The sequence below is a fragment of the Nitrososphaera sp. genome (genome assembly GCF_013388945.1).
Taxonomy (GTDB): Archaea; Thermoproteota; Nitrososphaeria; order Nitrososphaerales; family Nitrososphaeraceae; genus Nitrososphaera.
Genome location: NZ_JACAEH010000001.1, coordinates 48376 through 69457, shown reverse-complemented (window position 1 = coordinate 69457; position 21082 = coordinate 48376). Strand labels below are relative to the sequence as shown.

General features: G+C 55.7%; 29 protein-coding genes. 11 read left to right on the top strand and 18 right to left on the bottom strand.

Annotated elements, in window-relative coordinates; genetic code table 11:
* On the bottom strand, positions 1-616 hold a 616-nt coding region (locus HXY31_RS00455; RefSeq protein WP_292638338.1), incomplete at its 3' end, for a DHH family phosphoesterase.
* Positions 617-632: 16 nt separating this feature from the next.
* Complete coding sequence (locus HXY31_RS00450; protein WP_292638335.1) at positions 633-1082, bottom strand: 30S ribosomal protein S15; 450 nt, start codon at positions 1080-1082, stop codon at positions 633-635.
* A gap of 125 nt (positions 1083-1207) precedes the next feature.
* Between HXY31_RS00450 and HXY31_RS00445 the strand changes: the two genes are divergently transcribed.
* Positions 1208-1576: a hypothetical protein gene (locus HXY31_RS00445; RefSeq protein ID WP_292638334.1), complete on the top strand. Its 369-nt coding sequence runs from the start codon at positions 1208-1210 to the stop codon at positions 1574-1576.
* 131 nt (positions 1577-1707) lie between these two features.
* Entirely contained in the window at positions 1708-1950 is a 243-nt protein-coding gene (locus tag HXY31_RS00440) for a hypothetical protein (RefSeq protein WP_292638332.1), read from the top strand.
* 31 nt (positions 1951-1981) lie between these two features.
* On the opposite strand, the gene HXY31_RS00435 is transcribed toward HXY31_RS00440, so the two are convergent.
* Positions 1982-3169, bottom strand: a complete 1188-nt coding sequence (locus tag HXY31_RS00435) for a glycosyltransferase family protein (protein ID WP_292638330.1) — start codon at positions 3167-3169, stop codon at positions 1982-1984.
* A 25-nt stretch (positions 3170-3194) separates the two neighbouring features.
* The gene (locus tag HXY31_RS00430; protein ID WP_292638328.1) at positions 3195-3776 is read right to left on the bottom strand and encodes a TIGR00296 family protein; all 582 of its coding nucleotides are present in this window, start codon (positions 3774-3776) and stop codon (positions 3195-3197) included.
* A gap of 78 nt (positions 3777-3854) precedes the next feature.
* Between HXY31_RS00430 and HXY31_RS00425 the strand changes: the two genes are divergently transcribed.
* Genes HXY31_RS00425 through HXY31_RS00410 form a run of 4 tightly spaced genes read left to right on the top strand, consistent with a single transcriptional unit; the run spans position 3855 to position 5287 of the window.
* Positions 3855-4019 carry a hypothetical protein gene (locus HXY31_RS00425; protein WP_292638326.1) on the top strand — a complete coding sequence of 55 codons (165 nt, stop codon included), beginning with the start codon at positions 3855-3857 and terminating at the stop codon, positions 4017-4019.
* A 41-nt stretch (positions 4020-4060) separates the two neighbouring features.
* Complete coding sequence (locus HXY31_RS00420; protein ID WP_292638324.1) at positions 4061-4228, top strand: hypothetical protein; 168 nt, start codon at positions 4061-4063, stop codon at positions 4226-4228.
* A gap of 42 nt (positions 4229-4270) precedes the next feature.
* Positions 4271-5131 carry an oxaloacetate decarboxylase gene (locus HXY31_RS00415; protein ID WP_292638322.1) on the top strand — a complete coding sequence of 287 codons (861 nt, stop codon included), beginning with the start codon at positions 4271-4273 and terminating at the stop codon, positions 5129-5131.
* Entirely contained in the window at positions 5132-5287 is a 156-nt protein-coding gene (locus tag HXY31_RS00410; RefSeq protein WP_292638320.1) for a hypothetical protein, read from the top strand.
* A gap of 1 nt (position 5288) precedes the next feature.
* Here HXY31_RS00410 and HXY31_RS00405 read toward each other — a convergent pair whose 3' ends face one another.
* The 4 genes from HXY31_RS00405 to cobO are packed head-to-tail and all read right to left on the bottom strand — an operon-like array spanning position 5289 to position 7899.
* Positions 5289-6314 carry an NAD(P)/FAD-dependent oxidoreductase gene (locus HXY31_RS00405; RefSeq protein ID WP_292638318.1) on the bottom strand — a complete coding sequence of 342 codons (1026 nt, stop codon included), beginning with the start codon at positions 6312-6314 and terminating at the stop codon, positions 5289-5291.
* A gap of 20 nt (positions 6315-6334) precedes the next feature.
* Positions 6335-6508 (bottom strand): RNA-protein complex protein Nop10, encoded by a 174-nt coding sequence (locus HXY31_RS00400; RefSeq protein WP_292638316.1) that lies wholly within the window; start codon positions 6506-6508, stop codon positions 6335-6337.
* Positions 6509-6510: 2 nt separating this feature from the next.
* Positions 6511-7314 (bottom strand): translation initiation factor IF-2 subunit alpha, encoded by an 804-nt coding sequence (locus HXY31_RS00395; RefSeq protein ID WP_292638314.1) that lies wholly within the window; start codon positions 7312-7314, stop codon positions 6511-6513.
* Positions 7315-7356: 42 nt separating this feature from the next.
* The gene (cobO, locus tag HXY31_RS00390; protein ID WP_342816950.1) at positions 7357-7899 is read right to left on the bottom strand and encodes a cob(I)yrinic acid a,c-diamide adenosyltransferase; all 543 of its coding nucleotides are present in this window, start codon (positions 7897-7899) and stop codon (positions 7357-7359) included.
* A gap of 106 nt (positions 7900-8005) precedes the next feature.
* On the opposite strand from cobO, the gene HXY31_RS00385 reads away from it, so the two are divergent.
* On the top strand, positions 8006-8848 hold the full coding sequence (locus HXY31_RS00385; RefSeq protein WP_292638310.1) for a PH domain-containing protein: 843 nt from the start codon (positions 8006-8008) through the stop codon (positions 8846-8848).
* Between the two features lie 27 nt (positions 8849-8875).
* Positions 8876-10243 (top strand): cobyrinate a,c-diamide synthase, encoded by a 1368-nt coding sequence (locus HXY31_RS00380; protein WP_292638308.1) that lies wholly within the window; start codon positions 8876-8878, stop codon positions 10241-10243.
* Here HXY31_RS00380 and HXY31_RS00375 read toward each other — a convergent pair.
* Genes HXY31_RS00375 through HXY31_RS00350 form a run of 6 tightly spaced genes read right to left on the bottom strand, consistent with a single transcriptional unit; the run spans position 10228 to position 16119 of the window.
* On the bottom strand, positions 10228-11652 hold the full coding sequence (locus HXY31_RS00375) for a precorrin-8X methylmutase (protein WP_292638306.1): 1425 nt from the start codon (positions 11650-11652) through the stop codon (positions 10228-10230). The genes HXY31_RS00380 and HXY31_RS00375 overlap by 16 nt on opposite strands.
* 32 nt (positions 11653-11684) lie before the next feature.
* Positions 11685-12740: a cobalamin biosynthesis protein gene (locus tag HXY31_RS00370; RefSeq protein ID WP_292638304.1), complete on the bottom strand. Its 1056-nt coding sequence runs from the start codon at positions 12738-12740 to the stop codon at positions 11685-11687.
* Positions 12741-12766: 26 nt separating this feature from the next.
* A complete protein-coding gene (locus HXY31_RS00365; protein WP_292638301.1) occupies positions 12767-13918 on the bottom strand; it encodes a cobalt-precorrin-5B (C(1))-methyltransferase in 1152 nt (383 codons plus the stop codon).
* On the bottom strand, positions 13918-14667 hold the full coding sequence (locus HXY31_RS00360) for an SDR family oxidoreductase (protein ID WP_292638299.1): 750 nt from the start codon (positions 14665-14667) through the stop codon (positions 13918-13920). Before HXY31_RS00360 ends, HXY31_RS00365 begins: the two co-directional genes overlap by 1 nt.
* Positions 14668-14706: 39 nt before the next feature.
* Complete coding sequence (gene metK / locus HXY31_RS00355) at positions 14707-15849, bottom strand: methionine adenosyltransferase (RefSeq protein WP_292638297.1); 1143 nt, start codon at positions 15847-15849, stop codon at positions 14707-14709.
* A gap of 18 nt (positions 15850-15867) precedes the next feature.
* Entirely contained in the window at positions 15868-16119 is a 252-nt protein-coding gene (locus HXY31_RS00350) for an LSM domain-containing protein (protein WP_292638295.1), read from the bottom strand.
* 95 nt (positions 16120-16214) lie between these two features.
* On the opposite strand from HXY31_RS00350, the gene HXY31_RS00345 reads away from it, so the two are divergent.
* The gene (locus HXY31_RS00345) at positions 16215-16859 is read left to right on the top strand and encodes an AAA family ATPase (RefSeq protein ID WP_292638293.1); all 645 of its coding nucleotides are present in this window, start codon (positions 16215-16217) and stop codon (positions 16857-16859) included.
* Between the two features lie 33 nt (positions 16860-16892).
* On the top strand, positions 16893-18077 hold the full coding sequence (locus tag HXY31_RS00340; RefSeq protein ID WP_292638290.1) for a glycosyltransferase family 2 protein: 1185 nt from the start codon (positions 16893-16895) through the stop codon (positions 18075-18077).
* Positions 18078-18326: 249 nt separating this feature from the next.
* Here HXY31_RS00340 and HXY31_RS00335 read toward each other — a convergent pair whose 3' ends face one another.
* Both HXY31_RS00335 and HXY31_RS00330 read right to left on the bottom strand, forming a co-directional pair.
* Positions 18327-18671, bottom strand: coding sequence for a hypothetical protein (locus HXY31_RS00335; RefSeq protein ID WP_292638288.1), 345 nt, complete (start codon positions 18669-18671; stop codon positions 18327-18329).
* A 100-nt stretch (positions 18672-18771) separates the two neighbouring features.
* The gene (locus HXY31_RS00330) at positions 18772-19755 is read right to left on the bottom strand and encodes a hypothetical protein (RefSeq protein WP_292638286.1); all 984 of its coding nucleotides are present in this window, start codon (positions 19753-19755) and stop codon (positions 18772-18774) included.
* 110 nt (positions 19756-19865) lie between these two features.
* Here HXY31_RS00330 and HXY31_RS00325 point away from each other — a divergent pair, with 110 nt between their 5' ends.
* Complete coding sequence (locus HXY31_RS00325; RefSeq protein WP_292638284.1) at positions 19866-20195, top strand: dUTPase; 330 nt, start codon at positions 19866-19868, stop codon at positions 20193-20195.
* Here the strand turns inward: HXY31_RS00325 and HXY31_RS00320 are convergent.
* On the bottom strand, positions 20184-20663 hold the full coding sequence (locus tag HXY31_RS00320) for a hypothetical protein (RefSeq protein ID WP_292638282.1): 480 nt from the start codon (positions 20661-20663) through the stop codon (positions 20184-20186). The genes HXY31_RS00325 and HXY31_RS00320 overlap by 12 nt on opposite strands.
* Complete coding sequence (locus HXY31_RS00315) at positions 20660-21055, bottom strand: pyridoxamine 5'-phosphate oxidase family protein (protein WP_292638281.1); 396 nt, start codon at positions 21053-21055, stop codon at positions 20660-20662. Before HXY31_RS00315 ends, HXY31_RS00320 begins: the two co-directional genes overlap by 4 nt.
* Between the last annotated feature and the right edge of the window lie 27 nt (positions 21056-21082).

Sequence of the window (21082 nt, the reverse complement as noted above, 5' to 3'; positions counted from 1 at the left end):
CCCTCCCGGTAAGCATGATGTCCAGGTCGACGTTGACAAGGCCCATCGACTTGGCAGTGTCAAGAATCTCGCTGTTGAGCCCTGTAAACGACCTCTTGTCTCCCTGGTCCTGCCTGTCACCTACAGCAGAGACCACCGCAAGGCACGAGAGGTCCCGGTTCTTCCTGTCAAGGGCGCTTGCGACCATGTAGGCCATGCCGCCCGCAGGGACCTCTATTCCGCCGTCTATACCATACTTCCAGGCGTTCATGACCTGGCCTGCATCGTCTGTCACGATTTCCTGCTCGGGTATCTGGTGGTGGTCAATAACGACCCACTTGTCGCCGAGGGCCTTGCGAAAGTTCGCTGCCATTCCTCCGCCAAGGTCGGTTATTATGTAAAACTCGTGGTCCTCTGCCTTCATCCTGTCGATGGTTGCAGGGTTCATATCAGAGACTGTTCGGACCGTGTATTTTGCGCCCATGCGCGCAAGCGCGGTAGCCATAATGCTTCCGGAAGTTATTCCGTCGGCGTCGATGTGCGTGACTACTGCTATCTCGCTTCCTGCTTCAACGACAGAGCGTATCTTGTCGCAAAAGGGCTTTAGAGCAGAAACGAGCCGGGAGCTGTCGCCCATCTTGAGCTCAAGTGCCTTATTCTAGCTGGGCAATGACAGCTGTGTATTTCCAAGTTGCTGGGATCTTGCCTGTGCTCTTGTAGTACTGGGCAAGGCGGTGGATCTTTGCCTCGACGAGCTCGAGCGACCTGACGTTTCGGTGGTCGCTGTTGTGCGCCTTCAGGTGCTTCTGGAGCCCTGCAGCCTTTCTGACCAGCCTGTCAAGGTCCTCTGGCATCTCGGCCCTGATGTTGTTTTCGGCCAGAATCTTTGTCAGCTTTTTGCCGGTGACCGGCTTGGCAAGCGGCACGCCGTGCTCGTCTCTCAGCTTTATGCCTATCTCGCTTGGGCCCATCCCGTCCTTTGACATCTTGACCACAAGTGAGGAGACCTGGTCGGGGCTTGTCTTGAGCCACGACGGGGCGGTCTTTGAAGTCGGGCGGATAGAGTGTGATTTACCATGAGTGTGAACATGTGTTCGCGCCATACGCTTTTAAAATTCGAGCAATGCGTGTCTTAAACGTTACTTGGCGGCATGGCGGTTCTTGAGGCCAAACTGCAATTCAGTGTGTTCACAAAGGTTAAATATTCGCACTAAAAATGGTAGGTAGTATGAATAAGCCGATCATAGTGGCGATGGCCGTATTGGCTGTATTCTTCTCTGCGACGGCTGTTTCAGTCATGCCGGCAGCCTACGCACAGTACGGTGTGGAGGGAAGCCCGGTAGCAGGCGCAACAGAAGAGCAGCTTGCAGAGTGCGAACAATACGGTATTGCAAAGTCAGAGTGCACAGAGAACGCCATTCTTGCAAAGAGAAGGCTGATCTACGCACAGGACAACCCATCGACAGGCTCTGGTACACCAATGCTCTCGACCCAGGAAGGCCAGACATGGGTGTTCATCGGCGTCCTGGCAGCAATCTTCGGTGGCGTAGCCGCAGCGTTCTTCTTCAGAGGCAGAGGCGCAACACCGCCAAGCTAGACGTCCCCCACTTTTTCCTTTTTGTTTTAATTTTGCCAAGCTTGAGACGCGTCTGTGCATTTTCAAAGACATATTTCGCAAGCGCACAATGACCAAAATGTATATATCTTTGAGCATTATGGGATAATCTAATGAACTTCGGAAGTCTAATTGGGCAGATCGGTCCGAACTACGACCCACTGTTCTACGACGTCATGGTCTACATATTCGGAACCATGCTGTTCGCAGTGTTCCTGCTGGGCGTCATAGCCTTCTGGCTTAGGAGGAAGGGTCTCGGCGGTGGCTCGGCGAAGGAAAAGTGGTCGCAGGAGCTCGAAAGGTACTTTGAGCGCGAGCAGATAGGCCTGATTCCGGACGAAAAGCACCACTGGTAAAAATCTCCCAGGGCCTCAAGCCCTTTTTATCTTATTTTCTTTCATTCTTGAAATACGAGCTTACTACCTTGACGACGTTTTCTATTCCGTCTGTTTTCTCTGTCAACTTGTTCACCTGCAGTGTTTTTTCCCGGTATGAGGGGTCGCCCAGGACCTGCCCTATTGCAGCTGAAATCTGCGCAGGCTTCAATCCCTTTGGATGGAGCATCACGCCTATCCCGAGCTTGGCAATGTTTTCAGAATTTCCAAGCTGCTCGCCGTGGTTTTCTATCGGGATAGTGACTACAGGCTTGCCAAACTGTATTGCCTGCGAAAGTGCCGTGTGGCCGCCCCGGAGCACTATGAGGTCGCTCAAAGCAAATATCTCGTCACGTACAGGGCACCATTCATAGTACCATGCCGACTGGCCTATCTTGCGGGGCTCTGTGCTGCCGTTTGGCCGGCCCTCTGAAAAGACAAACTGAGCCTTGCCGGACATTTGTGCGGCAGATTCAAGCGCAAGCCTGATGAGCGGCATCCGGGTCTGCATTGGCCCGCTGATGTGCACAAAGACAACCGGCCGGGACCTGTCAAAGCCAAGCGCGCTTGCGACCCTGTCGGTCTGTTCCCTGCTTATCATGGGCTTGGGCGCCGTAAAGCCGATGTACTCTATCTTTCTTGCAGCCGAGCCCACGCCCCACACGTTGTGCGCAGATATGGTGTAAGGAGGCGGAAGGTCTGGCACCAGTATCCTGTCTGCCATGTTCCACATCGAGCCCAGAAACTCGCCGACCATCTTTTCAAACAGGCGCGAGACTGCAAGTTCACGGAGCCTCGGCGAGAGCAAGAGTTTCACCTGATTCAGTATGACAACTGACGGTATCCCAAGAAGCCTTGCGGCAAATATGGGCGAAAGGCGCGAGTCTGACACTATGACGTCGGGCCCGTACATGGTCATGTTGCGCGCCTCGTGGTTTACCTGCCTTGAAAAGTTGGCAAACCAGAGCGGTATGTTGGCTATGCTCTGCTTTATTGAAAAACTGCCCTCGCCGCTCCACGCAAACTCTACTGGCGGGACTGTCCGGCAGTCGTAGCCTCGCATTGCGACATAGTTTGCGGCCTCGCCGTACGACGAAAAGCGGACCTGCACGTTTCCCTGCTGCAGGTGGTCTGCGACCATCACAAGCCTGCTTGCATGCCCCAGGCCCACGCCGTAGGGAGCAAGATACGCCCTGCCCACGTGACCCGCTAGATGGGCGGTGATATTATTTGTACTGCTCAAGCCTTGTAACGTCTCCTCCGGGCGAGCGCTCCTTGAAAACTTGTGCTTGGAACCTGTAAAGCCGGGACGACGGGTCGGAAAGCGCGTCAGGCGGCGCGCCTGCCTTGTAGCACAGGTTTGCAAGGTACTCGTCGACGTCCCAGCCAAGCTCGACCGGCACCTGCGGAAGCAGGAGGCCCGAGCCGTACTTCCAGCGCAGGATGAGCCCGTCCTGCCCTATCCTGATGCCCTTTATCCCGGGCACCTCTTCTGGCTCTGTGAGCACGCTCACTTCAAAAATTATCCTGTCAAGTTCCTTGCGGTCAACCGGCGGAAAGCGCGGGTCTTCAGTCGCTGCCGCAATGGCGGCTTCTACCACCGACTGGTGGAGCGCCTTGTAGGCCAGCGGGAATCCTATGCAACCGCGCAGGCGCTCCTCGTTTTTGGCAAGGTAGTTCAAAGTCACAAAGACGCCGGACATGGGGCCTGTTTTGCCGGTTTTCATCACCGTGCTATCTTCAAGATAGCGTTGTACTGCCAGGCGCGCAAGGCGCACGAGCTCCTGCCCCTCTGCGTCAGAGACCACGACAGGACTTGGATATACGGACTAAAAAGCGCTGTGAAAGTGGCAATTTTCTAATACTCTGCCTGCGTATGAGAATAGATGGTTATCTGGAGGCCGCAGCCAGATTTTCCAAGGCTAAAGTGCAAGGTGTGCGGCTCTGTAAAAAAGCAGGCCGACAAGAACGACGACATCACCATCGACAAGGACGGCAACTTTGCCGCAGGTGTGTGGTTCTGCCCCAACGGTCACGCAAACAAGATCTGAATGTGAAAACATATTAACTGCGACCGGCCCAACCCTATCACATGATGAACTGTCCTTCGTGCGGAGCTATCATGGTCTGGCTCAACGGCTCGGTCCTGCACGACCCGCCCACCAAATTCTACCAGTGCAGGCAGTGCGGCATAAAGGTGACAAAGTTTGCCGACGGTGCAGAAGAGGTGGAGCCCGTCGAGCAAAAGCCGGCGCAGTAAACCGGGCAAAGAATAATAACATTTGGCACCCGCACTTGACCGATGAACAGGCGTTCACTGAGAGAGCAGCTCGAGGACAAGAACAGGATAATAGTTTTGCCCGGCGTGTTTGACGCGCTGAGCGCACGTATTGCAGAGCAGGTAGGCTTTAGCGCGATGTTCCAGACAGGCTACGGCTCGTCTGCAGCTCTGCTTGGCATGCCTGATTTTGGGTTTTTGAACGCCGGCGAGACCGTGGACAACGCGCGGCGCATAATCAGGGCGGTGGACGTCCCGGTCCTGGTCGATGCCGACACCGGCTACGGCAACCCGCTTAACGTGTGGAGGCTCGTGCGCGACCTAGAGTCTTTCGGCGCCGCAGGCATATTCCTTGAAGACCAGGTGTGGCCCAAGAGGTGCGGCCACATGGCAGGCAAGGACGTGATACCAAAAGACGACTATCTGCCAAAGCTAAAGGCGGCCCTTGAAGCCCGGCGCAGCAAGGACTTTATCATAGTGGCAAGGACCGACGCCAGGGCTCCCGTGAGCCTTGAAGAGGCAATAGAGCGCGGAAAGGCCTACAGGAAGGCGGGCGCTGACGTGATATTTGTCGAGGCGCCAAGGAGCGTGGCCGAGCTGAAAAAGGTCGCAGACGAGATAGACGCGCCGCTTGTGGCAAACATGATCGAAGACGGCGTGACTCCAAACCTGCCTGCAAAGGAGCTTTTGAAGCTGGGCTACAGGATTGCGGTCTTCCCGCTCTCGGGCCTGTACAGCGCCACGTATGCCATGTGCGAGGTGTTTGAGGAGCTGAAAAAGACAGGGGCCACAAAGAGGACGCGCAGGATAATGGTCACGTTCAAGGACTTTAACAAGTTTGTCGACCTGCAAAAGTACATGGGACTTGAAAAGAGGTACCGCTAGTTGGCAAAAGATGACGTGCAGACCGCGCTTCTGAAGGAGATACTTGCAGAGCTCAAGAGGCTCAACGCAAACCTTGAGCGGCGCTCTACCCCGCCAGAGATGCCATCCGAAGAGCCGGTGCACGACGAGTCTGAAGAAATGGACGAGTTTGAATAGCCTAGAGCGCGTTTACAAGCCGGTTCATCTTGTCTAGGCTCACCTCAAAGCCGAACCTGCTCTCCTCCTTTTTCATGTGCCTGTACATGCTCATGAGGAGTTTTGCGTGCCTTATCGTCGACAGCTTGCCATCCATCTTTAGCCTGACTATGCGGTACACGTCGTCGTAATACGCAAAATAAGAGAGCACGCGCTTGCGGTATTTCTTGAAATCGAACTTGCCGGCGCCGAGCGACTCGAGGAAAAAGTCGCAGCAGATAAGCGACGGGATAATGCCCTCGCCAAGCATCGGGAACACGCAGCCTATCGACTCGCCGACTCCGACGATGTTGCCGTCAGAAAAAGGCTCCATCCTCTTGGGGGGCGCAAGCCTGATGGGCCTGCCTATCTTTTTTGCCACCTTTGCTTCCGGGTGCCTTTCAAAGAACTCCTTGATTCCATAGTATTTTTTCAGCACGTCGCCTGCGCCCATGAAGCCCTTGCCGGCGCCGAGCGGAAAGTACCAAAAGTAGCCCTTGGCTCCGGGGTAGCCTATTGTGTAAAACTCGTCCTCGCCTTTGACGTTTTCAAGCAGGTACTCGTAAGCAGGTATGATAAAGTCCTCCTTTGACTTGGGCAAAAGAGTGCGGTGCAATCCCGTGCAGTCAAGCACAAGGTCATAGTCGCCAAACGGGAACGCGTCTTTGGTCACCTTGGCGCCGTACCTCACCTCGAGGCTTTTCATCAGGTCGTGCTCCCACCTGCGCTTGTCGTAGGTGACAAGCCCCTTCAGGTCGAGGTGCTCCACCTTGTCGTTTGGCAGGTCCATGCGCAGGCGCTTGCCCACGTGGAGCACATAGTCGTCAAAGTCAAGGCCAGCCTGCTTGGAAAACCGTGCAAGCATGTGTCTTGAAGCGCCCCATGCGCAGACCGGCCAGTGGTCCTCTGGCTTTGCTGCCTCGAACAGCTGGACCTCGTGGCCCCTTGCCTGCAGCATGCTGCCGAGATAACTGCCGGCGACACCTGCCCCGGCGATGGCAAACCTCAATGCCGAAGAGCGTGGCAGTTTTACTTATAATCCTTGTCGCTTTCGTAGCGCTCGGCCACGCGGTACCTGACGTACTTGTCGTCAGGCGAGTACTTGGGCGGGTGCGGGTCCTGCGTCGGCTTGCCGCACTTTGGGCATTCTTGCTTGAGCGTGTAGGCGCCGCAGGCAGTGCACTTGCGAATGAGGTGCTTCATGCCTAACCCTGGTGCGTTTTCTTGGACTCTTCGCGCGCAAAGCTGAACGTGCCGTGCGCCTTCTCTATGGCCGCGTGTATCTTTTCGACAGCGGTGTTCATCGACTTTTCGGCGACTTTAAAGTTCTCGGCGGTGACTATTATCCTGTAGCGCGGCGCGCCTATGTACGTGACCTGCGTCTTGGTGCTCCCCTTGCTGCTCTCGACGCCTGCAAGCGCCGACTTGATTACTTCTATGCCGTCTGGCTTTCTTGACGATATCTCCATGACGCCCCTCACCTCGACGTGGGGCACCTGTATCTTGCTGCTCTCCTCCTCCATCGCCTTTTTCAGGTCTTCTGAAAGCTCAAACTTGTCCAGCACGTCGGCGCCCTTGCGGGCCACTTCTTCAAAGACGTCGTAAACGTAATCGTATTTTGCAAGTATCTTTTCTTCAAGCTCTGACACCTGCGCGTCTGTCATCTTCAGGCGCGCCTTGATAAAGTCCATGAAGGCCTGGGCCTTCTCGTTCTTCTTGACCTCTATCAGCTTGGACTTGCGCTCCTCGCCTGAAACCTGCTTTAGCGAACAGTCCACCTCGCCCCTTGCCTTGTTGACGCGGATTACCTTGAGCACTGCCTTTTGCTTTGGTCTCACGTAGCGCTCGATGTTGCGTATCCAGCCTGTTGCAATTTCTGAAATGTGCAGAAAGCCGGTCATGCTGTTGTACTCGTCCAGGACCACGTACGCGCCGTGGCCGGTCACCTCCCTGACGGTGGCAATCACTATCTCGCCTTCCTCGGGCAGGCGCTGGAGCTCGGCTGACATGCGCAGGACAAGACCGCGAGCACACCATACTTTAAGGTTGCCCTAAAAGTCGATGCCTTTCTTTGCCTTGATGCCGGACTGGTAGGGGTGCTTTACCTCTCTCATCTCTGTTATCAGGTCGGCCACCTGCAGCACGCTTTCCGGCGCATAATTTCCAGTCAGAACAATAGTTGTCTTTTGCGGCCTCGACTTTATCAGGTCAAGCACGTCCTGCTCAGAAAGCAGGTTCAGCTTGACCGCATAGTTTATCTCGTCAAGTATCAGCACGTCGTAGGCGCCCGACGCAAGTTTTTCCCGCGCAATGGAAAGCGCCTGCTTTGCAGCATCCTGGTGATCTTCAATCGGGTGGTCGTCGTCTATAATCCCGACAAAGCCCTTGCCGGCGGCTATCATCTCAAACTCGGGCTCGAGCCTCTTTGAGCTTGTCAGCTCGCCGTAGTACCACTCGCCTTTGATGAACTGGATCATGCCCACCTTGTAGCCGTGGCCGACAGCTCGAAGCACGATGCCGAGCGCTGCCGTCGTCTTGCCCTTGCCCTTGCCCGTGTAGACTATGACAAGTCCCCTGTCCTGCGGCACCGGCAATGCTAGCCTGCGTGAGAATAAAAAGCAATCTACGACAAGTCTAGCAAAATCATAGAGAATCTAGCTACACACGACTTTAATGCAAAGAGCGGTTTTTTCGCTTCAAATGATGCTTGAAAGGGTGGACCCGGAGGTAGCCGAGATGCTGATGCCAGAAGAAGAGATAATACTTGTCGCTTCACAGTCAAAGGTGGCGCCGGGCGGGACGCTTTCTGCCCCGAACAAGGTCTACATAACAAACAACAGGGTGCTCTTCAAGGACCCCAAGTGGTTCGGCCTGAAGGCCAACATCATCGACATAGGCTATGAGGACATCTCTACAGTCATGCTAAAGCGCGGCGTGTTCACGACGGAGATTTACCTGAAGCCGCGGTTTTCGCCGCAAAAGATACAGCTTCCTGCAGTCGACAAGAGGGTCGCCCTGCAGGTGAGCATGCTCATCCAGAAGGGCATGAGGGGAGAGCTTGTCAGCCTCCGTGCGCAGCAGAAGGCGCAGGCTTCAGGCGAGCGCCAGAGCAGCGTGCTTGTGAGGCTGGAAAAGCTTGCAGACATGTGCGAGAAGGGCCTGCTTACCGAGCAGGAGTTCCAGATAATGAAGGAGGAGCTGATGCTGACGATGAAGCCCGAGATAAACTTCCACGGGCCTTCGAGCGTCGCCAAGGAGATAGAGATCTTTGAAGAGAGGCCGGCGCCTGCTCCGGTACCCGAGATTCTAGCCAAGCCAGAGCCCCAGGTCGAGATCCCGCAAAAGCCAAAGGACCACCTTTCGTGTCGCTACTGCAACTACATGACCGTCCCCGTAGGCTCCAAATTCTGTCCCGAATGCGGCCAGGGCATCGTTGAAGAGACCAACGTCTGGAAGATGTGTCCAGCATGCGACGCTCTGATGACAGGCGACTCGGTCTATTGCACCTCGTGCAACAAAAAGTTCCCCGAGACGCTAAGTTAATAGCAAATCGCAGCGCAACACCGGCCCGTGCCGGTGCCAAGACTGGTCATCGCAGGGGCTACAAGCGGGGTGGGCAAGACCACCGTGGCAATAGCCGTGATGCACGCCCTGAAAGGGCGCGGGCTGAAGGTCCAGCCGTTCAAGGTCGGGCCAGACTTTATCGACCCCTCTTATCATACGCTTGTCACTGGCAGGCAGTCCCGCAACCTCGACCCCTGGCTCATGGGCGAGCGCGCCGTCGTCGAGTCTTTCCAGAACGCGTGTAAAGGCGCCGACATTGCGGTGGTCGAGGGCGTGATGGGTCTCTTTGACGGCATGTCCGGCAAGGACGACTTTGCAAGCACGGCGCATGTCGCCAGGCTGCTCGGCGCGCCGGTGATACTTGTGGTCGACGCAGCAAAGGCCGCAAGGTCCGTTGCGGCAGTGGCGCTTGGCTTTGTTCACTTTGACAGGCGGTTGAAGTTAGCAGGCATCATTGTAAACAACGTTGCAGGCGACAGGCACGCCGGCTATGTCGCAGACGCGCTGGCAGAGAAAGTCAGGCTGCCGGTGCTTGGAATAATCAGGCGCGGCCAGCGGGCAGCGATGGAGGAGCGCCACTTGGGCCTTGTGCCGGCGCAAGAGCTAGCGCAAAAGAGGCGCAAAGAGATAATCGGTGCCGCAAAATACGTTCAAGACCAGATAGACATTGACAGGCTTCTCGGCCTGTGTGGAAAAAACCCGCTTGCAAAAGCAACGCCCCAAAAGCAGATTCCAAAGCGCGCCAGGATAGCGGTGGCACTTGACGAGTCGTTCAACTTTTACTATGCAGACAACCTGGACGCGCTCAGGAGAAGCGGCGCAGAGCTCGTCTTTTTCAGCCCTGTCAGCGACAAGAAATTGCCCGCAGGAATAGACGGCATAATCCTTGGCGGAGGGTTTCCAGAAGTGTTGGCAGACAGGCTTGAAAAAAACCGCGAAATGATAAAGGCAGTTGCAAAGGCTGCAGGCGAAGGCATGCCAATCTACGGCGAGTGTGGCGGGCTGATGTACCTTACCCGGTCAATATCAGGCTACAAGGGGGAAAAGCGCGCAAGAAAGATGGCAGGCCTTATCGACGCCGACACGGTCATGACGTCAAGGCTCACGCTCAACTACACCGAGGCTCAAAGCGATGGCCCCATATTCGGCAGCGCACGCCTGAGAGGGCACGAGTTCCACTACTCTGCAATAGAGAACATCGCCGGCGACAGCAGGTTTGCGTATTCCCTCACCAGAGGCAAGGGCGTCGCAGACGGCAGGGACGGCTTTTGCATAGGCGACAGCGGCCTTGCGGCGTACATGCACCTGCACTTTGCATCAGGCAGGCTTGCGCAGAGGCTCGTGGACTCTTGCGCAGGTTACGCGCGGCGCTGACTCTGGTACAGCAGAAGGATTGCGTTTATCGCCGACGACGCGGCGGGGCTTCCGCCCTTTCTGCCGACGTTTGTGATGAATGGAACGTCGGTCCTTGCAAGCTCCTCCTTTGACTCGGACGCGGACACAAAGCCAACGGGAAGGCCCACGACAAGCGCGGGTCGGGCTGCGCCTTCTTTTACCATGCTAATGACTTCAAAGAGCGCTGTCGGCGCGTTGCCTATCGCCACTATTCCGCCGTCGATTTCTTTTGCCGCATGCCTCATTGCCATCTCAGAGCGCGTCTTGCCAAGCCTCCTTGCCTCTTCTGCCACCTTTGCGTCTGAAATATAGCAGGCAGTCTTTAAGCCTAGGTCGGCAAGCGACTTTTTGTTGATGGCCGCTGCCACCATGTCCACGTCAGTCACAATCGTGCAACAATTCTTTATCGCGGAAAACGCGGAATCTATTGCGCGCCTGTCAAAGAGCATCCTGCCCTTGCCGGCAAAGTCAAAGTCTGCAGTTGCGTGTATCACCCTGCGCACGACGGGCCACTGCATGGCATCATAGTTGTGAGGGCCGACTTCTGCGTCGATTATCTCAAAGCTCCTCTTTTCGATGTCAAACGTGCGCTCTGTCATGCTCCTTTTGGCCGCGGTCCCGAAGGTTCCGTCCAGAAAACGGTTCTCGACTTCCTTTGCCCTCTCGACTATGAGGTTGACCAGCCTGTCGTCGACTCCGAGGTGGCGGGCCATGTGCGCGTTTTTGAAGTGGGCCTTTTCAAGTGCCGCGTCCACGTCGTTTACGACGTCGCGCTTGATGTGCGCGCCCTTGTGCAGGAAATATGGCATCATCAAGAGCACGCGCGGGTTTTTGGCGACTGCCTGAGCCACGCCCTGCTCGATGTTCGGGCTGTCAAGCTCTAAAAAGCAGTGGTGCACGTTCCGGTAACGCGGCCTTATGGCGTCTGCAGTGTGCACAAAGGCATCGTGCGCGTTCGGGTCGCTGCTGCCGTGGCCGATCAGTAGCACGTCGCACTCGCCGTCTGAAAGCGCAATCCCTTTTTCCTTTTTCAGTTCGGATATCCTGTCTGCCACAAGCGACGGCATCATGGGGTGGTAGCTGAGAGGGCGCGTTATTGCCAAGCGCAATTGCCGGTCTTTGCCAATCCGGGCGCTCTGCTTGACCGTGTCTTTGAGCTTCATCCCCGGATACAGGAAATAGGGCATGACAGTTATCACGTCGGCCCCCGCGTCGACGCACGACTTTATCCCCTCTCCTATGAACGGCGGCAGCACTTCTAAAAAGCAAAAACTTGCATGGTCGTAGCCTGCCCTGCGCTTTGCCAGCGCGCATATCTCTTCAAGCTCCTGCCTGACTTCCGGCTCGCGGCTTCCCCTGTCCACTATCAAAAGCGCGCGCTTCAACAACAGCAAGCAGAGGCTGAGGGGATAAAATATCCTTAACTCTTTACCCTGCAGACTGCGACTGTCAGGTTTGGTGGGAACTTGACCTTCTGCACCACAAGCTCGCCATTTGAGCTGAGAAGCGAGGCGGCCTCAGAGACGCTTGCCGTCCCCTCGAACTTTTGCACCGCCGCAGAGGGGTTTGGCACCTCGACTTTTGCAAGCTCGGCCTTTTCAAATATCTCGACTGCAAGTCCGTGTTTTTGCGCAAACTCGTCGAGCCCCTTCACCCTTGCACCCCTGTTGACGCTTGCGACGTTGCGTATGCTGAAAAGCGCAAGGCCGTTTTGCGCAAACACGTCTGTAACGCCGGACTCTATCGTATTGCTGTCTGTGTCAAAGTGGAGCCCGATGCCCACGACAAGCGTCTTTGGCCTGTATACTACCGACTTTGCGGCCACGTCGGCCGGCACCACCCTGTCGGTTATCACAAGGCCGGCCTTGAACTCTGGCGACAGGACCTTTTCAAGGCTGCCTACCATCTCGACGTTTTTTGGAAGCGGCTCGTGCCACCAGCCCTTCTCGCCGGCGTCCTGATAGACCGCTATCCTTTCCTCGTTCACCATGAGGGCGCTCGTCCTTGTGACGTTTTCAAAGTTCTCGATTGTCCAGCCGTACTCCCTGCCGACAAGGTCGACTGCTATGGTCTCGTTCACGTCGGCAGCAGTCGTTATCACTGGCGCTGCGCCAAGGATGCTGGCTAAAAGCCGGGCAAGCGCGTTTGCGCCGCCAAGGTGGCCCGACAGGGCGCTTATGACGTGGTTTGCCCTGTCGTCAATGACTACCACTGCAGGGTCGCTCTTTTTGTCGACAAGGTGCGGCGCGACCATCCTTATGACGGCGCCAAGCGAAAATATGCAGACAAGCGCGTCGTGCGTCTTGAAAAGGCTGCCCACAAGCTGCGTGCTCTGGTCTGAAAACCAATTGATGTCGGTTCCGCCGTCGCTGTGCTTTGCAGGGACGTATATCTCGACCTCAGGCATCCTCGCCTTTATCTTGCGCGCAATATCGATGCCGTGTTTTGTGATTGCCACGATGGCTGTGCGGGCCAACGCCGGCTGTTACACAAATCAGGGCATTAATGTCTTGCTTGGGTGTATCTTGCAAGCACCCTGCCGTCAAAGTCGAACATGATGACCTCTATATCCAGCCTGCCCCCGGAATATTCGCTCATCTGTTCGTGGACCTTTCTGCACAGCAGGTCGTAAAAGCCCTTGATGTTGTTTTTGGTTATTATCTCGCCAACGTGGCGCGCCGTGTTTGCCTGCCGTATCTCTGCAAGCACTTTCTGGTTTGCGCCGCACGATTCTGCAAGGCCGGCCATGAACTCCATGTCTACGTGCGAGCCCCTGACGTGGGTCTGCTTCACGCCCATAGCCATCTTGGTTAGTTTGCCAATAAATCCGGCCATCACCACCCTGCGCATCTTTTTTGCAGCCGCCTGCCTAACTGAGTAACCTGCAAAGTCGCCCATCTGCACAAAGCAGTGCTCGGGCAGGTCAAACATCGCCTTTGCAAAGTCCTCGCTCCGGCCCCCAGTCGTGAGGATTGCGCTGTCCGCGCCGGCGGCTATTGCGACGTCGAGGCTCTGCCTTATGGCCGCGGCAAACGAGGCTGTAGAGTATGGGAGCACTATTCCTGTCGTGCCGAGGATGGATATTCCACCCATAATCCCAAGGCGCGGGTTGTCCGTCTTTTTGGCAAGCTCCTCCCCCTTTGGCACGGAAATGACGACGTCGACGCCCCGGGCCTTTATCTGCTCGCCTGCCACCTGCTCGACTGCCTGCTTGAGCATCGCCATCGGTGTCGGGTTTATCGCGGCCCTGCCTACTTCAAGCCCGAGCCCGGGCTTGGTGACCCTGCCGACGCCCTGCCCGCCGTCGATGTTTACCGCGCCGGCCTTGTCATTGAACGACACGGTTGAGCAGATCTCCGCCCCGTGCGTCACGTCCGGGTCGTCTCCCCCGTCCTTTACAGCAGCGGATGTCGCCCTGCCGTTTTCAGACTGGGTCCACGCGACCTTTAGCGTGGCCGTCTTTCCTTTTGGAAGCGAGACTTGAACCTCTCTCACCTCTTTGCCTAAAAGCGCCAAAAGCGCGGCCTTTGTGGCCGCCGTCGCAGTCGTGCCGGTGGTGTAGCCTGTCCGGAGCTGTCCCTTCCTCTTTTTTTCTTCGACTTCTGCGGGAAGCTCCTGTTCCTGCTCTGCAAGCGACAGGTCGTCGTCTGACATCAGAGAAACACCGTGCCTCCGTCAACCACTATCGTGTTGCCAGTGGCAAATGAAAAGTCGTCGCCGGCAAGCGCCGCTATTATCCTGGCGACTTCCTCCGGCCTGCCCCACCTCTTCACCGCGCTTTCCTGCGCCGCTGCTTTTTGCGCCTTTGCGGACATGGAGTTGAAAGTCGCGTCGGTTGCGATGTTGCCGAGCGCAAGCGAGTATGCCCGGACGTTGTGCCTGCCGTACTCAAGCGCCACGTGCTTTGTCATTGCGACTATGCCTGCCTTTGCAAGCGAGTACGGAGCCCCCTGGTCGTAGCCTGCAATGGCAGGCGTCGACGAGATGCTGACTATTACCCCGCCCTTCTTTTTTGCCATGACAGGCAGGACTGCTTTTGTCATCCGAAACGTCCCCTTCAGGTCAACTTCAAGCACGGCGTCAAGCTCGCCGTCAGAAACCCTGTGCATGTGCTTGTACCATATTTTCGGGTCAAACGGGTAGCCGGCGTTGTTGACAAGGATGTCAATCCGGCCGTGTGCTGCCACAATTTTTTTCACAAAGCCTGACACGCTCTTTGCGCTTGAAATGTCAAGGCCGGCGGCCTGTGCCTTTTTGCCGATGCGCCTTGCGGCCTTTTGCGCGCTTGCAAGGTCCCTCGAGCACACGATGACTGTGGCGCCCCTTGCCGCAAGCTCTTTAGCTGTCGCAAAGCCTATCCCGCGCGTAGCGCCGGTTACAACCGCAACTCTGCCTTTGAGCAAACGGTGATGGTAGAACCTGCGTATTATTTTATGTTGCAGCTACTTTAGCTGAGAGACCTTGTCCGTCTTTTCCCACGTAAAGCCCGGCCCGTCCCTGCCAAAGTGGCCGTATGCGGCAGTCTGCTTGTATATCGGGCGCTTGAGGTCAAGCGTCTTTATGATGCCTGCAGGCTTCATGTCAAAGACCTTGCGCACCTTGGCCTCTATCGCCTCCTCGTCCTGCTTGCCGGTGCCAAACGTGTCGACCATGATGGAGACCGGCTCTGCCACGCCTATTGCGTAAGCGACCTGTACCTCGCACTTGTCCGCAAGTCCTGCGGCCACGATGTTCTTGGCGACGTAGCGGGCCATGTAGCACGCCGAGCGGTCCACCTTTGAAGGGTCCTTGCCAGAGAACGCGCCGCCGCCGTGCCGGCCCATGCCGCCGTACGTGTCGGCGATTATCTTCCTGCCCGTCAGGCCCGTGTCGCCTGGCGGCCCGCCTATCACGAACCTGCCGGTCGGGTTTACGAGGAACTTGGTCTTGTCGTCTATCCACTCGCCGCAGACAGGCTTGATTATCTTGTTTACCACTTCCTCTCGCAGCTGGTCCATGCGTATGTCAGGCGAGTGCTGCGTCGATATCACGACTGTCGCGATGCGCTTTGGCACGCCGTCCTCGTACACAACTGACACCTGCGACTTGCCGTCCGGACGGAGCCAGCCAAGCTCCTTTTTCTTTCTTGCGCTTGCCAGCTTCATCGAGAGATGGTGGGCCATGGTTATCGGAAGCGGCATCAGCTGCGGCGTCTCGTTTGTAGCGTAGCCAAACATCAGCCCCTGGTCGCCTGCGCCCTGCTCCTTGTTCTCGGTAGCAGTCACGCCCATAGAGATGTCTGGGCTCTGCTCGTGGAGCGCTGCTAGCACAGAGCACGAGTCGCAGTCAAAACCGAGCTTGGGATCGTCGTAGCCTATCTCGCGGATTGTGTCGCGCACGAGTTTCTGGATGTCAATGTGGCCCTTTGAGGTGACCTCGCCTGCAACAAACACGATGCCGGTCGTAGTCATCGACTCTGCTGCAACGCGCGAGTCAGGGTCCTGCCTGAGAAACTCGTCTAGAATGGAATCGGAGATCTGGTCGCAGATCTTGTCCGGGTGGCCCTCGGTTACAGATTCAGAGGTAAACAGCCAGCGTTTGACCATTTGTCCCAAGTCACCCGTTCAGATGTCTTTTTCCAGCTTGATGAAAAGCACGTTGTTGCCGCGGATGACGACCTTGCCGTAGTTTGCCATCACGTCGTTGCCGTTGAACTCCTCCGCGTCCGTCAGTATGAGGTTCATGTAAGAATCGACATTGTTCATCTTGCCCTTGTACTCTATCTCGCTCTTCAGCCTGACCGCTACCTTGCGGTTTATCGAGCGCTGGAGAATTGAAAGCGGGCGTTTTGATTGCTGCGAAGGCGGCGACGACACTCTAGTTATTCACTTTGGAATTCGTGGTTAGTACCACGAATAAAAAGGTTCCTTTGCCGCTCAAATCATAAAAAGAGGTATGACAAGATACTGCCGTGCACATATCGACCGGCTCGAAGGCGCTCGACGCGCTGCTTGGCGGAGGCGTCAGGACCGGGATGCTCACCGACGTGTACGGGCCGGCCGGCTCTGGCAAGTCGCAGCTGTGCTTCACTCTGTGCGCAAACTGCGCCCGGGAACAAAAGCGCGTGTTTTTCATAGACACCGCCGGCACTTTTCGGCCGGAAAGAATATCCGAGATTGCCGGAAATACAGACATTTTGGACTACATCACGGTTACAAGGGCGCTTGGCACGCGCGACCAGATAGCCGCGCTTGACAGAATTGATGACGCCGCGCTCGTAGTCGTCGACTCGCTCACGTCGCTTTTTTCAGCAGAGTATTCGGGCCCGTCGAGGCACCTTGCGGTCATGAGCCACATGCACGAGCTTGCGCTCCTTGCCATAAACGCGCCGTGCGCTGTCGTGGCAACCAACATGGTAAGGGCGGTTCCGCAGGAAAACGGGAAGAGCATAGAGCGCGAATACCTCGCCGCCACCGTCTCGATACAGGCACACATGAGGCTGAAATTTGCAGTGGAAAACGCAGCCAAGTCGTCGTACAGGGCGACCCTTGTCCAGCCGCCAAGGGATTCAGCCCAGTTCTTGATTTCTAGAAGCGGAATCCATGACATGGACTAACCGTTTTATATTGCAGGATGCCAGACAAACTTGTTGGAAACCCCCAGGCAGGAAGAGCTTCTAAAGCCTTCCAGGATTCCATTGTCAATAGTCCTGCCCACCTACAACGAGTCGCAGAACATCACAAGGGTGATAGACTCTATTTCCGACTCGATTCCAGAGGGCACAAAGGCAGAGATAATCGTGGTCGACGACAGCTCGCCTGACGGGACCGGCAGCGTGGTTGCAGACTATGCGAACCGGCTGGGTCAGGGGATGAAAAAGCGCCTGCACATCGAGGTAATCAACAGGCCGGGCAAGATGGGCCTCAGCTCTGCAATTTTGGCAGGCGTAGAGTCTGCCTGCGGCGACGTCGTGGTGGTCATGGACAGCGACATGTCCCACCCGCCCCAGACCATCCCAAGGATGCTTGAGGAGCTTGCTCATTCAAAATGCGACATCGTAGTCGCGTCGAGGTACATCAAGGGCGGCGGCGTGTCGGGGTGGCCGTTCAAGCGCAAGCTTATGAGCAAGGGCGCCACCAAAATCGCGCAGTACAGCCTTGGCATCACCGTCAAGGACCCGATGTCAGGCTTTTTCGCGTTCAGGCGCCAGATAATTGAAGGTATCAAGTTTGACGCCATTGGCTACAAGATGCTGCTCGAGATACTTGTCAAGGCAAAGGGCGCCAGGATAAAAGAGATTCCATATACCTTCACAAATCGCCGGCTGGGTTCAAGCAAGCTTGACACGTCGACCATGATAGACTATGTCAGGGCGGTGTGGCGGCTGTACCGGTACGGCAGGTCGGCGCCTGAAGAAAAGCGCAGGTCTGTGCGGTTCCTCTCAAAGGCAGGCAGGTTCTACACCGTCGGCGCAAGCGGGCTGCTTGTGAACTATCTTGTCTCCTTTGTGCTCACGGCGCTGTTCCCGGCGATCTGGTACCTGCACGCAACTATCGCAGGCATTGCGCTTTCAATCACTTCCAACTTTATACTGAACAAGCTGTGGACGTTTGAAGACCGCGACTTTTCCGCAAAGAGGACCCTTGTCCAGTACGGCATGTTTGCAGGGTTCTCGGCGTTTGGTGCGCTCGTACAGCTTGGCATGGTCTACTATCTGGTGGAGAGTCAGGGGCAGAGCTACCCGCTTGCGCTGATACTGGCAGTTGCCACGGCTTCGATAAGCAACTTTTTGCTCAACAAAAAGTGGACTTTCAAGGAAAGGGTCTGGGGTTAAGTCGACTGTCGAAGTGGCAGCGCAAGAATTATCACAAACATCACAGTATTTGATGTAAATCACAAAACGCCTCGAATAGTAATACAGTTTTGCAATTCTATGATAAAAAGACTTAAATTATTTAGCCTTAGTAGAGGATACGACCGGAAGAACGACGCTAAATAGGTAGGGACCCCCCGATATCTCTAGGGCGGATTTGCCGACCCTTCCGATAGGGGGACGACCCTATCTAACTAATTTTGTTGACTGTCATTCAACCAAGAACTTTCTGTCTATTTCATGCGGCCTGTCAAGACCATCTGTGTTAACGGATATTGTCAGCTTGTAGATTCCCGGTTCTTCAGCATGAATAGGTGCCTGCCGATCTTTATCCAGTGGGAAATGCAGGACCTGTTCGGTATATTTTGGCGACTCCATCGGCAGTGGCGTCATAAAGGCTATGTCATAGATCTTGTTTTTCGCGTCCATTTCGTTTGTTATTTTTACACGCTGCAGTCCATTGCCGCGCAAAATGCCTTTGATAATTATGGAGAACTCTATCGGCTCGTTGATTCTGTATTTTTCCTTGAGTCCTTCAACGCCAATAGCAACCAACAGTAACAAGAGACCACACCAGTCGGATAACTATTGTGGAAACCAACTTATGTTGCTGTTTGTCAGTGCATTCAGGAAAGCAGTGGCAGGCTGACGGTGCTCAACTCTGCCTTCTCTTTCTAGGCTCTATGAGCCCCATCAGCTGGTAGCCGTACTCCAGGTTGTGCTTGACGTGGTTGATGCCGTGTGTCCCGTGCGGCACGAACTTGCCGTCCAGCACGTTTTCGATGTAGACCTTGGCTTTTCTGATGGAATTCACTGCATGCTGCAGCTGGTTGTCTGACAGCTTGCGCCCGAGGTCCTTTTCGACCTCCTTTTTGAGCGCCTCCGGCTTTGTCAGCTTGCTGTACTTTTGCAGGCGCTTGTAGTTTACCGAAAGGTCGGTTATCTTTTTCACGTCTGCTGCCTGCAGGTTTGCAAGCGACAGCTCGAGGTCCTTTGGCTGCCTGCCTGTTATCTGCGACAGGTTCTCGATGAGCTCCTCGCTGAACGTTATTGGAGCCTGAGGCTGCCCCGGGCGTTGTTTTATCTCCTGAACGGGCCGTGCGACGTAGCTAGCCGCCGGGTCTTCTGCCGGCGCGCTTGCCTTGCGCTCCTGGTAGTAGCGCTCGATTCCGTACACGCCTACTGCCTCGCCCCGCGTGTCCACGCCCTTGTCAAGTATCGATATCACGTCGACTATTATTCTCGGGAAATGAAGTTTCAGCTTCTCGTCGGCTTTCTGGTAGTTTTCCATGACGTCCATGTAGATGTGGAAAGTCGCGTCGTTTACTGCCTTTGTGCCCGCCCTTTTCGAGTCCATGCCCTTTGCGGCCACCGTCAAAAAGTCGCACAGGTCCGACTGCGAGAACGTGTAGCCAGTGACCGTGCAGGCGTCTGCCACTGCCTTGATGGCAGTCAGCCACTTGCCGTACGCGTTGACCGTTGCCAGCGACACGTTGCCCAGAAACTCGACTGCCTTTTTGCGCGTCTGTGCATCCTCTATCCTGAACATGTCAAGAGATGAAGAAAGAATGTTGCCAAGCGAGGCAGACTGGTTGTCTGTCTCGGGAGTTGAGGTAACAGGTTGCCTCCCGGAAGCCATGCAACCCCTATCCAACTCAGATGCCTTAAAGCTTTCGCACTCTCTCATGATGTTCGACGCAAGCAGAACCGGCCAACATTTTTTTACGACTTGGCAGGCAGAAGGCATAGATGGACACCCTTGAAACGATATTTTCGATGCAAAAAGAGCTTGCAGCCATGATGGACCAGTCGCGCTACCCGAAAGACGCGGAAGGCAGGGTATCCGCACTTTCGACAGCGATAATCCACGAAGCAGTCGAGCTGCAGCGCCTTACGAACTGGAAGTGGTGGAAAAAGCCTGCCGGCTTTGACAGCGCCTCTGCAAGGGAAGAACTTATCGACATCTGGCATTTTGTCGTGCAGGCATCAATCGAGCTTGGCATGACGCCGGCAGACATACTTGACGAGTACCGCAAGAAGAACAAGGTGAACCGTGACAGGCAGAACTCAGGCTACTAGCGCGGATATCCTCTCAAGGTCAGTCACGCCGACGAGGTCGTCTATTTCTACCTGCTTTCTGAATGACGCTATCTGCTCCTTTGGCGATTCAAGCGTCGGATAGGGGCCTTTTGCGCCAATTATCCTGTTGTCCCTGTCGACGCCGTTTTTGTGCAGTGCAATAAGAGCCTGGCCCGCATAGTGCCCCTTGACCTCCTTGCCGCACAATACAATGCGCCGGAGGTCTGGATGGCTGACGGCATAAGCAACAATGGCGTCAATCCCCTTGTTCTCTGAAAGCAGCCTGCCGGCCAGCGCCACTTTTTCCATCAGTTCAGAGCGCGATATCTCCTCTAGCAGGTCGATGCTGCCAAGCGTGCATATCGCCACCTCCTTGCCCCTGCCCCTGAACAGCTCGTGCTTTATCGGGATCAGCGCCTCGCAGACCTTGCCGGCCGCGTCGTCGAGCTTTCTTTTCAGCCCTGTCATATTCCCCAGCTGACCTTGGTAGTCGGGGTGACGCGCACAAATGGCGCCTCGCCTTCCTTCCACGGGTCCGCCCTGACCCATGCAAACTTTTTCTCAAATATCTTGTAGAGCCGGGCAAATTCGCTCCCGCGCTCTATCAGCTCCGCCTTCCCCTGCACGCAGACTGCCCTGTTGCCTTTGGAACTATAGATGTCGACGGTGAGCGCGACGCGGTTGTTTGCCTTGATGTTTTCGAGCTTGCGCGTCTCAAGGTCGGCGGCAAAGTAAAAGGCGCCATCTTCAAACACGTACGACACTGGAACGACGTGCGGTATGTCGTCGTGGCAGGTCGCCACCCTGCACGCCTCGTTCTTGGTAAGGAAGTCGACTTCGGCCCGGCTGAATCGTACCATGCCGCCGCTAGCCGTTTCCTGTATTTA